A 253-nucleotide genomic window follows, 5' to 3' on the forward strand; every position below is an offset into this window, starting at 1 on the left:
GCAGTCGCGTACACGCTGAACAACAGGCCCAGGAAGGTCCTGGACTGGAAGACTCCCGCGGAGGTCTTCGCCGAGCAGCTACGCTCGCTCTCAACGCACGGTGTTGCAACGACCGGTTGAACCCGCCGTCTACACCTCGAAGGCCTACGCCGCGCTCTGCGAGCAGCTGGGCGTGACCCAGTCCACGGGCGCGGTCGGCACGAGTGCCGACAACTCACTCGCGGAAAGCTTCAACGCCACGCTCAAGCGCGAA

Annotated in this window: 1 pseudogene; it reads left to right on the forward strand. The window is 65.2% G+C overall.

The features are described from left to right. Window positions 1–124: 124 nt before the first annotated feature. Window positions 125–253, forward strand: a pseudogene (locus tag J1M44_RS11350) (IS3-like element ISTesp3 family transposase); the annotation flags it as partial.

This window comes from Micrococcus sp. KRD128 (assembly GCF_017168395.1).
Taxonomy (GTDB): domain Bacteria; phylum Actinomycetota; class Actinomycetes; order Actinomycetales; family Micrococcaceae; genus Micrococcus; species Micrococcus luteus.